General features: G+C 50.8%; 7 protein-coding genes. 5 read left to right on the forward strand and 2 right to left on the reverse strand.

All coding sequences use genetic code 11. The features are described 5' to 3' along the window. The first annotated feature begins 232 nt into the window (after positions 1-232). Positions 233-1,204 carry a LysR family transcriptional regulator gene (locus KFE80_02320; protein ID UTW45768.1) on the forward strand — a complete coding sequence of 324 codons (972 nt, stop codon included), beginning with the start codon at positions 233-235 and terminating at the stop codon, positions 1,202-1,204. Here KFE80_02320 and pabB read toward each other — a convergent pair. Both pabB and KFE80_02330 read right to left on the reverse strand, forming a co-directional pair. Continuing rightward, a complete protein-coding gene (pabB, locus tag KFE80_02325; protein UTW45769.1) occupies positions 1,196-2,557 on the reverse strand; it encodes an aminodeoxychorismate synthase component I in 1,362 nt (453 codons plus the stop codon). The genes KFE80_02320 and pabB overlap by 9 nt on opposite strands. Before the next feature lie 71 nt (positions 2,558-2,628). Next, positions 2,629-3,588 (reverse strand): GNAT family N-acetyltransferase, encoded by a 960-nt coding sequence (locus KFE80_02330; protein ID UTW45770.1) that lies wholly within the window; start codon positions 3,586-3,588, stop codon positions 2,629-2,631. Positions 3,589-3,699: 111 nt separating this feature from the next. On the opposite strand from KFE80_02330, the gene KFE80_02335 reads away from it, so the two are divergent. The 4 genes from KFE80_02335 to KFE80_02350 all read left to right on the forward strand — a co-directional run bounded on the left by KFE80_02335 (position 3,700) and on the right by KFE80_02350 (position 9,847). After that, a complete protein-coding gene (locus KFE80_02335; protein UTW45771.1) occupies positions 3,700-4,614 on the forward strand; it encodes a LysR family transcriptional regulator in 915 nt (304 codons plus the stop codon). Between the two features lie 96 nt (positions 4,615-4,710). After that, on the forward strand, positions 4,711-6,831 hold the full coding sequence (locus tag KFE80_02340) for a type I secretion system permease/ATPase (protein UTW45772.1): 2,121 nt from the start codon (positions 4,711-4,713) through the stop codon (positions 6,829-6,831). Positions 6,832-6,893: 62 nt separating this feature from the next. Next, positions 6,894-8,189: an HlyD family type I secretion periplasmic adaptor subunit gene (locus KFE80_02345; GenBank protein UTW46595.1), complete on the forward strand. Its 1,296-nt coding sequence runs from the start codon at positions 6,894-6,896 to the stop codon at positions 8,187-8,189. A gap of 326 nt (positions 8,190-8,515) precedes the next feature. Next, positions 8,516-9,847: a TolC family outer membrane protein gene (locus tag KFE80_02350; protein ID UTW45773.1), complete on the forward strand. Its 1,332-nt coding sequence runs from the start codon at positions 8,516-8,518 to the stop codon at positions 9,845-9,847. The last annotated feature ends 12 nt before the right edge of the window (positions 9,848-9,859 follow it).

The following is a 9,859-nucleotide window of genomic DNA, read 5'->3' on the forward strand; positions in this document are numbered from 1 at the left end:
CTGTGCTTGTATGAGATGGGAGTTGCTTGCTGTGACACGCCGTAAACCCTTCCGTGGGGGCTCGTCGCCAGCATCCATGCTGGCCACGGTCACAGCAAGCAACTCCCATCTCATGTATGTACCTAGGGTAACGTTTTAAAAAGTCCAAAGCTCTAATGCAAAAAAGCTATTAGAAAAGTGGCTCTTATGCCGTTTCACTTCTATGCTGTAAGAGAGGCAAGGGGAACTCTCTATGAAATTGCAGCAGTTTCGTTCTATCTGGGAAGTGGCTCATCACCAGTTAAATATATCGGCCACCGCAAAAAGCCTGTACACGTCTCAACCCGCTATCAGTAAACACATTATGTTGTTGGAAAATGAACTGGGTGTGGAGATATTTTCCCGTCGCGGCCGCCATATGATCGAAATAACACCGGCCGGTGAAAAAATTATCGAAATTGCCGGCGAGGTTCTCAAGCATGTGGATACCATTCGCCAAGTCGCTCAAGAGTATAGCGATCCAAACAAGGGCAGCTTGCAGCTGGCCGTAACCCATATGCAGGCCCGCTATGTTTTGCCTCGAGTTATTGAGCACTTTCAACAGCGTTACCCCAACGTGGCTATCCATATTCAACAGGACAGCCCAGATCATGTGGCGGAACTGGTGCGGGAAAGCCATACAGATATGGTGCTCACCAGTAACGAATTGGTAGAAAGCCAGGAATTGGCGCTATTGCCGTGCTTTCGCTGGCGTCAATCCGTTGTGGTGCCCACAGGCCACCCTTTAGCCTCCGTTGGGCAGCTGTCTATAACCGACTTGGCCAATTTCCCCTTGATTACCTATGCCAACGGTTCCGCTGGTCACCGGGAAGTAGAGCGGGTGATGTGCAATCGCAAAGTTCAGGCACAAATAACCTGCACGGCGGCGGATTCTGATGTCATTAAAACCTGTGTGCGTATGGGTATGGGAGTGGGTGTCTTGGCTACCATGGCGGTGGAAAAAACCGACCTGGATTTGGTGGTGCTGGATGCCAGCCATCTGTTTAATCCGTGCACCAGTTATTTGGGCATTTGGCGGCACACCTTCCTCAGAGAAATTCATCACCACCTGATAGAGCTGTTGGCGGTGCAGTTGGATCGGAATTTGGTTGAACAGATTCTGGAGACAGATTCTATGGAGAAGCGTCGTCGGTTATTAAAAGATGTGGACATGCCGTTACTGTGACGGCTGTATTCCCTCCAGACTTTTCATCAGCACATCGATTTTATCCATGGATTCCTGATACTCGCTGTGAGGGTTTGAGTCTGCCACGATGCCGCCCCCACCCCAGCAATGAAGGGCATTGCCGTCAGCAACCAATGTGCGAATGGCGATGTTGGTATCCATGCGCCCGCAACGGCTGATGTAGCCAATACTGCCGCAATAGGCTGAACGCTGGCAGCTTTCCAGCTCGTGGATAATTTCCATAGCCCGCCGTTTGGGAGCGCCGGTAATCGAGCCACCGGGGAAGCAGCCTTGCAGCAATTGCAGGGCACTTTTTTCGGGAGATAATTGGCCGCTGACGGTGCTTACCAGGTGGTGCACATTGGCAAAACTTTCCAGCGCAAACAGCTTTGGTACCTGAATAGAGCCCGGTGTGCAGGATTTGCCCAAATCGTTGCGCAGCAAATCCACAATCATTAAATTTTCTGCCCGATCTTTGTGGCTGTTAAGCAGCTGGTCGGCATTGCTTAAATCGGCAACCGGGCATTTTTCTCGGCGAATGGTGCCTTTTATGGGTTTGGTTTCCACCTCACCGCTGCGATTTACCCGCAATAGCCGCTCTGGTGATACGCAGAGAATGGCTTGTTGTCTGCCCTGATGTTGCCAGGCCATATAGGCGCTAAAGGGGGAGGGGGTGGCACTGCGCAACTGCTGGTAGGCCGTGTACGGGTCGCCCTGAAATTGTGCTGAAAAGTGCTGGGCAAAATTCACCTGATAACAGTCGCCAGCAATAATGTAGTCGTGAATACGTTTTATGGCTCGATGGTATTGCTGCTCGGTCAAGCTGGCCTGAAAAGGGCCGCTTAACTTGAAATCGGATGCATTCTCAAGTGGCTTGTGCAGCCACTGCTGCACGATTTGTTGAACCTGGCTGCGAACGTTAACGCTGCAACTGTCGAGAAAGGTCAGCTGGGTTGATTGCTGTTGATGGTCACTGACCAATGACCAGTGATACAAACCCAGCCTGGCCTGTGGCAGTTGAGCCGCTTGTGGCAAAGCTGGTATTTTGCTCAACTGGGAGCTACCCAGGTCGTAGCCAAAGTAGCCCGCCAGCCCACCGGCAAACGGCACGCTCTGAGCTTTAACGGGAATCTGGGGCAATTGATTCAGCAGGCTTTGTGCATCAATAAATAGTTGGCTGGCGCCCTGATCCGCGATCAGGGTTTCGGAGGGAGCTGCGCTGATAATATCGTAACGCCCATAGCCACTGGCGGGCTTGCCACTGTCAAACCAGACTGCCCCGGGCATGGCATTGATGTGCCGAAACAGGTGGCTGCAATCGGCAATGTAGGGCAATGGAACAGTCAGGCACATGGTGATGGCGTGTTTTAAGAAGGTGGCAAGGGTAGACAGTTAGCGGCCGAAAGACAATTACCAGTAAAACGCTAGCCCGATATACTCAGCCGGCGCAGTTCCGCCGGAACCACGGAGCGCTGCCATAATTGTTCAAAGCGCTCAGTATGCTGTCTGGCTTCTGCGTAGGCATTCTTTCGTTGTACTCCGTGAAGGGTACTAGTGCCGACGCTGGTTCGCAGTAGTTGGCTGTCATCTACAATGACTAGCAGTGCACTATCTGGTGTACTGTCTTGGCTATCGCACTGGCGTATTTGAAAGCGGCTGTCTATGGCCCGCTGCAACCCTAACAGCATATCCTGGGAGTGGTTGTTGGCATCAATGTCCTGCACCAATAAGTGCAATTCGCATCGATCCGATTGCTGCAAAAAGTGACGCAGACTTTCTACAATCTGGGCGCTGGCCAGGATGTCATGATTAAACGGTTGGCAGTACCAGCGAATGGTTTGTCGCGCCTCAGATATGGCTTTTCTGAGGCTGCTTTCCAGGGCTGTAGAATTTTCTATAAACGTTGTTTGTACAGTACCGGAATTGCCGCGTTGGCGGTAACGGCCGAGATCCAGGTTCATGGCAACATGGCTAATGCCGGCTTCGTCAAATTCGTCACCATAGGGTAAAAAATCGAACTGCTTGTAGAAGTCGATGGCATGACTTTGGGCGTGTAAATAGAGCTTGCTGTGCCCACTGCTACTGGCGTCGAGAATAATGCGTCGCAACAAGCTGGAGCCCACTCCTAGGCCCCGGTGGTTTTTCAATACCGCCATGCGGCCCACTTTACCGCTGGGCTCAAGACGTGCCGTGGCTATTGCCTGCCCCTCAGCACTGAATACCAACCAGTGTTGGCTTACAGGGTCTTGTTGGTCAATTTCAATTTCTACGGGCACTTGCTGTTCTTCAACAAACACGGGTTCGCGAATACTCAACAGCAGCTGGCGGTGCTCTTGCCAGCTGGCTGGTTCAATACGCGTAGCGTTGAATTCGATACTTTCCACAGTGCACTCAAACTTCCAATAGCCGTTAAGTATGTGGCGCTGGCGGCGGGCTTGCCAGTGCTTTAATATGAGCAATACTGAATTAAATGCTTAAAAACATGATTTTATTTTATGATTGACCTTAGGCACCTGCGCACAATTAAAGCTTTGCACCAAGGAGGTTCGTTGGTGGAGGCATCGGAGCGACTTCATCTGACCCAATCGGCATTGTCCTACCAGCTCAAGGAAGTAGAAGACCGTATCGGCACCCCCTTGTTTGTTCGCAAGTCCCGCCCTTTGAGACTGACCAACGCCGGCCAGCGACTGTTGCAATTGTCTGAAGATGTACTGCCGTTGATGGAACGGGGAGAGCGTGACCTTAAGCAGATCACTGCTGGGCGGGCAGGCCGGCTTTATATGGCGATTGATTGCCACAGTTGCTTTGATTGGTTAATGCCTTCTATTAACGAATTTCGCAACAACTGGCCAGAAGTGGAAGTGGATTTGAGCACTGGTTTCAGTTTCGAACCACTGCCTGTACTGCTGCGTGGTGATCTGGACTTGGTGGTGACTTCGGACCCTGAGCCCACGGATAATATTCATTACGAACCGTTGTTTCGCTACGAAGTACAACTAGCGCTGCCTAAAGAGCACCCACTGGCCGATCAAACGTATGTATTACCGCACCAGTTGAGTGATCAAACACTGATTACTTACCCAGTTGAGCCCCAGAGAATGGACATTTTCAAACACTTCCTGACACCAGAAAATGTGGAGCCTGCGGAACTGCGCAAAGCGGAATTAACACTAATGATTGCTCAGTTAGTGGCCAGTGGCCGGGGTCTTGCAGCACTTCCCAACTGGGCGCTGTCAGACTATGTAAGCAATGACTTTTTGAAAGTGTGTGCACTGGGTGAGCAGGGTTTGTGGCGAACGCTGTACGCCAGTGTTCGTGAAGAACAAATTCGGCAACCTTATATAGCGGACTTTCTGGCAACCGCCAAACAAGTGAGTTTTGCGACTTTGAAGGGCATCAGGGGTTGCTAACAAGCCCTAAACACCCATGACCTTTGTTGTTGCCGCAGAGCGCAACGGTTAGAATCGCAACAATTTGAAATTAAAAGCATTTAAGGCATAACAATAATGAGCTTACCGACCGGGCAAAGCCTGCTGGACTGCCTGCTGATTGCAGCCAAGCTGGAAGGGCGCCCAACCACTGCAGCGGCAGTGACCTCTGGCTTACCCATGGAAGATGGCAAGCTCACCCCGCAATTGTTTGTGCGCGCAGCTAACCGTGCTGGCATGGCGGGGCTGTTGGTGGAGCGCAGCCTGGATACCATCAAGTCTGCAGCGCTGCCCAGTGTATTGATGCTCAAAGACGGTGGCGCAGCGGTGCTGACGGAGCTCGATCTTGAATTGGGTTACGGCGTGTTGGTTTCCGCCGATGAACAATACCAGCAGTTTTCACTGGATGAGCTGGCCCAGGTGTACGACAACCACCTGTTTTTACTGCGCCCAATGCAGCAGTTCGACCAACGCTCCCCCAAAATCTACCCAAGCACGGGACAACACTGGTTTTGGGGAGTGATTAAAAGCTCGTCCTCGATTTATCGGGATGTATTAATTGCCTCGTTGTTGATTAACCTGTTTGTGTTGGCGCAACCCCTGTTTGTTATGAATGTGTACGACAGGGTAGTGCCGAACAATGCCTTCGAAACCCTGTGGGCCCTGACCATTGGCATTTTTGTGGTTTACCTGTTTGACCTGTTACTTAAAGGGCTGCGCAGCTATTTTGTGGAGCTGGCGGCCAAACGCTCCGATGTGATTCTGTCTGCCCAGCTGTTCGAACGGGTGTTGAACCTGAAGATGAAGCATCGGCCCATTTCCGTGGGTGCTTTTGCCAACCGGCTGCACGAATTCGACAGTCTGCGCAATTTTATTACTTCGTCGACCATCCTCACCCTGATCGATATTCCGTTTTTAATTCTGTTTTTGATTGTTATGGCGTTTTTGGGGGGTTGGCTGGTTGCGGTACCACTATTGATACTCCCGATTGCGGTTTTTTACGGCTTTGTGGTGCAAAAGCGCCTGCGGCCAGCCATTGAAAATGTCATGCGTGCCAGCTCTCGCAAGAACGCCATTTTGGTGGAAGGCTTGATTGGGGTGGAAACGGTTAAGTCACTGGGGGCGGAGAGTAAAGTTCAGCACAATTGGGAACAATCGGTGGGCTACGTTTCCCAGTGGGGGCTGCAGACCCGGGCCACCTCCAACACTGTTTTGCAAGTGGTGCAATTCCTACAACAGCTGGCGATGGTTGCTGTGGTGGTGTGGGGTGTTCACTTGATTGCCAACCACGAATTGTCATTGGGTGGATTGATTGCCTGTGTGATCCTCAATGGTCGGGTTATGGCGCCTTTGGGGCAAATCGCTGGTTTGTTGAGTAGCTATGATCACGCCGAGGCTACTCTGAAGTCTCTCGACGAAGTCATGGCTCTGCCGGTAGAGCGAGATCACAACAAACGTTACCTACATCGCCCGGTATTGCGCGGCGACATTCAATTTAAAAATGTCAGTTTTCGCTATCCAGATCAGGATATCCCCGCGCTGAGTAACATCAACATCAGCATTCGAGCCGGAGAGCGAGTAGGTGTGATTGGACGCATTGGTTCTGGCAAGTCCTCTTTGGCCAAGCTGCTGCTCAGGTTGTACGAACCAGACTCTGGTTCGGTGACCATTGATGGCTTCGATTTGCAGCAAGTGGACCCTGCAGATACTCGCCATAATATTGGTTATCTCTCCCAGGAGGTAACCCTGTTCTACGGTACCATTCGCGATAATATCGCCTATGGAGTTCCCGCCGCGGAAGATGCTGAGATAGTCGCAGCAGCTGAGGGGGCCGGTGTTGCAGAATTTATCAATCGCCACCCTTTGGGTTACGAAATGCCGGTGGGTGAACGGGGGGAAACCCTGTCAGGCGGCCAGAGGCAAGCCATTGGTTTGGCCAGGGTATTGCTGCGCAACCCGCAAATCTATCTGTTGGATGAACCCACGGCGTCTATGGATATGGGCAGTGAACAGCGTATTCGCCAACAGCTGAGTGAGCATACAGCGGGTAAAACTTTAATACTGGCTACCCATAAAACCTCCATGCTGGAGTTGGTGGATCGCTTGATCGTGCTGGATCAGGGTGGGGTTGTTGCCGATGGCCCCAAAGACAAAGTTCTTGATGCTCTGAAGCAGGGCAAACTCGCCAAGAAGGGTTGATTGTGGATTTAAAAAAGCTCTCGCGTTACCTGGATGACAGCAAAAGTGTCGACCTCAAGTACATGTCGTACTCCTCAGAGGCGATGTTGCAGCAGTCTCCGCTGATGAGTCGGTTGTTGCTGTGGATTGCGGGAGTTTTTTTACTGATCATGGTGGTTTGGGCCGCGTTTGCGAATATCGACGAGTTCACCCGGGGTGATGGCAAGATTGTGCCTTCCAGTGATATTCAGATTGTGCAAAACCTTGAAGGTGGAATATTGACCGATTTAATGGTCACAGAGGGCCAGCTGGTTGAGCCTGGAGAAGCGCTGCTCAATATTGACGATAAAACCTTTTCGGCCGATTTTGGCGAGTTGACTCTTGAGATTACTCAGCTCTCAATGCGTGCAGCACGCTTGCGTGCGGAAGCTGACAGCACTAGCCTGGATGCCGAGTTGGCCAAACTGTCTGGTGAAAAGCCGGATGAAATTGTGTCTGAGCAGCGCCAGCTTTACCTTGCTCGGCAGCGAGAATTCAGTTCTAAGGCCAGTGCGTTAAAACAAAAGGTCGCTCAGAAAAAGCAAGAGCTGTCCGCGGCAATCGCCTCTCGTGATAACTTGTCTCGCAGTTACCAGTTGCAGCTCGAAGAGCTTGAATTAAACCGCCCCTTGGTGGAAGACGGTGCTGTCTCACAAGTGGAATTTTTACGCTTGCAGCGACAAACCAATGATCAGTTGGGCGAACTGGAAAAGGTAAAGCTGGAAATCCCTCAGTTGCGTTCGGCCATTCTTGAGGCAGAGCAAACAGCGGCGGGTTTTGCTGAGGAGTTTTCCAGCAAAGCGCGCAGCGAATTAACCGAAGTGCTGGCTGAATTGCAGCTCAAGCAGGGCAGCAGTCAATCCCTTGAAGACAAAGTACTGCGGCGTATCGTCCGCTCTCCCGTTAAAGGCATGGTAAAACAGCTGAAGGTGAAAACCATCGGTGGTGTTATCCGACCGGGAATGGATTTGGTTGAAATCGTACCAGTGGAAGACTCGCTGCTTGTTGATGCTCGCATTCGACCGTCGGATATTGCCTTTATCCACCCCGGACAGGCAGCGTTGATTAAATTTACTGCCTACGACTATTCCATTCACGGTGGGTTGGATGCCGAGGTTGTCCATATCAGCCCTGACACTATTATTGACGAAGAGGGTGAGAGCTACTATCAGGTTCGACTGAAAACCGCAGGTGCCTATATTGGCAGTGGTGATCAGGAGCTGCCCATTATTCCGGGAATGGTGGTGAATGTAGATATCCTCACCGGTCAAAAAACCGTTCTGGACTATGTGCTCAAACCTATCCTGAAGATGCGCGAACTCGCTCTACGCGAGCGCTAATCCGTCGTAATTACTAGTTTTATCTCTTCCGAATGGTACCTTAGTGCTATTTAGCGGCGTTGATTCACACTTTTTTTGTGACTAATATCACACTTTAGAATTAATCGATGCTGAAAGTAGCTCTGTTTTTTGGCAAATTGGCTGAGTTAGATGGTGCAAGTTACTGATTTTAATTGTAACTATTTTGTAATTCACAATAATTCAGCCAATGGAATGAACTAAAGTAGCAGCTGATAACACTTATAAGGTGTGAAGCTAAGCCGGTTTATGGCCGTTATCACACTGACGCTGCGTATACACGACACACGTTTGACAAGGAAATACTAATGGCAAAGCACACATTGCTTTCGTTTTTTACCCTCGCCGCAATCGCTATTGCGGGAGTACCGGCCTCAGCGGGTACTTTATCGTTGGAGGAAGCAGTTAATATCGCACTGCAGAGCAACCCGGAAATTCGCACCGAGCAGAGAGAGGTCGATGCCCGTGATCGCGAAGTGCGTCAGGCGCTGGCGGGGTATTACCCAACCCTGGACCTGGTGGCTGCTTATGGGTTTCAGGAACGAGACCCAGTTGTCGGTCGCAACCCATTTACCGGCGAACTGCCTGCAGGGCGTACGCGTAATGAGCTGGATCGCAGTGAAGTGCAATTAAACCTGCGTCAATTGGTGTTTGATGGATTTCGTACCCAAAGCGAACACCGCAACCAGAAAGCCCGTCTGAAAAGTGCTCAGCACCGGACTTACTCTGTTGCCGAAGATGTGTCCTTGCGTGTCGTCCAAGCCTACATCGATGTGCTCAATCGCCAGCAAATACTGGATGTGGCCAAAGAGTCTCTGGCATTCCATGAAGATGTTTACCAACGTATGGAAAAGCGTTTTGATTCTGGTGCTGGCAGTAAAGCCGATCTGAGCCAGATCTCTGGCCGTCTGGCGTTGGCAAAAACTAATCTGGTGACTGCTTCCAACAACTTGCTGGATTCGCGCATTAATTTCCAACGTGTGGTTGGACGTTTTCCTGAAGAAGGTGAATTGGTCACCCCTGGCAGTTACGCCAGCGCCTTGTCTGGCAGCGTTGAAGAAGCGGTTTCCCGAGCTGTTAATAATCACCCGCTGCTAAAAACCGCCGAAGCTGACGTCGAAGCAGTTAGTGCAACCTATAAGCAAACCAAAAGTGCATTCCTGCCATCGCTTCACATTGAAGCTCAACGGGACTGGAATGACAACATCAATGGTGTAGAGGGTCGCATTGACGATACTCAAGTATTGCTGCGTCTGCGCTATAACATCTTCAATGGGCAAGCTGATGTGGCCAGAAAACAACAGTTTGCGTATCTGGTGGAACAAGCTCGCGAAATTCGTAACAACGCCCGTCGCGCGGTAGAAGAAGAATTACGTTTGGCCTGGTCTTCAAGAGAAGCGTTGGCTCAACAACTGCCTGCGTTGAAAACCCACATGGAAGATTCACTGTCCACCAGAGACTCCTATACCCAACAGTTTGACCTGGGTCGCAGAACTTTGCTGGATTTGTTGAATACTGAGAACGAATACATTGATGCCCGTATTGCTTATCAGCAAGCGTGGCATCAGGTGCTATTTAGTGAATATCGCATCTTCAGAGCCACTGGCGACTTGCTGGGAACTTTGGGTGCACAGCTGTAATCGCAAAATAAT

Source organism: bacterium SCSIO 12696 (assembly GCA_024397955.1).
GTDB lineage: Bacteria > Pseudomonadota > Gammaproteobacteria > Pseudomonadales > Porticoccaceae > SCSIO-12696.

Excerpts from the sequence above, each read along its gene's own strand:
- KFE80_02350 (UTW45773.1), top strand. The coding sequence starts at position 8,516 with ATGGCAAAGCACACATTGCTTTCGTTTTTTACCCTCGCCGCAATCGCT.
- KFE80_02320 (UTW45768.1), top strand. The coding sequence starts at position 233 with ATGAAATTGCAGCAGTTTCGTTCTATCTGGGAAGTGGCTCATCACCAG.
- KFE80_02345 (UTW46595.1), top strand. The coding sequence starts at position 6,894 with ATGTCGTACTCCTCAGAGGCGATGTTGCAGCAGTCTCCGCTGATGAGT.
- KFE80_02335 (UTW45771.1), top strand. The coding sequence starts at position 3,700 with ATGATTGACCTTAGGCACCTGCGCACAATTAAAGCTTTGCACCAAGGA.
- KFE80_02340 (UTW45772.1), top strand. The coding sequence starts at position 4,711 with ATGAGCTTACCGACCGGGCAAAGCCTGCTGGACTGCCTGCTGATTGCA.
- pabB (UTW45769.1), bottom strand. The coding sequence starts at position 2,557 with ATGTGCCTGACTGTTCCATTGCCCTACATTGCCGATTGCAGCCACCTG.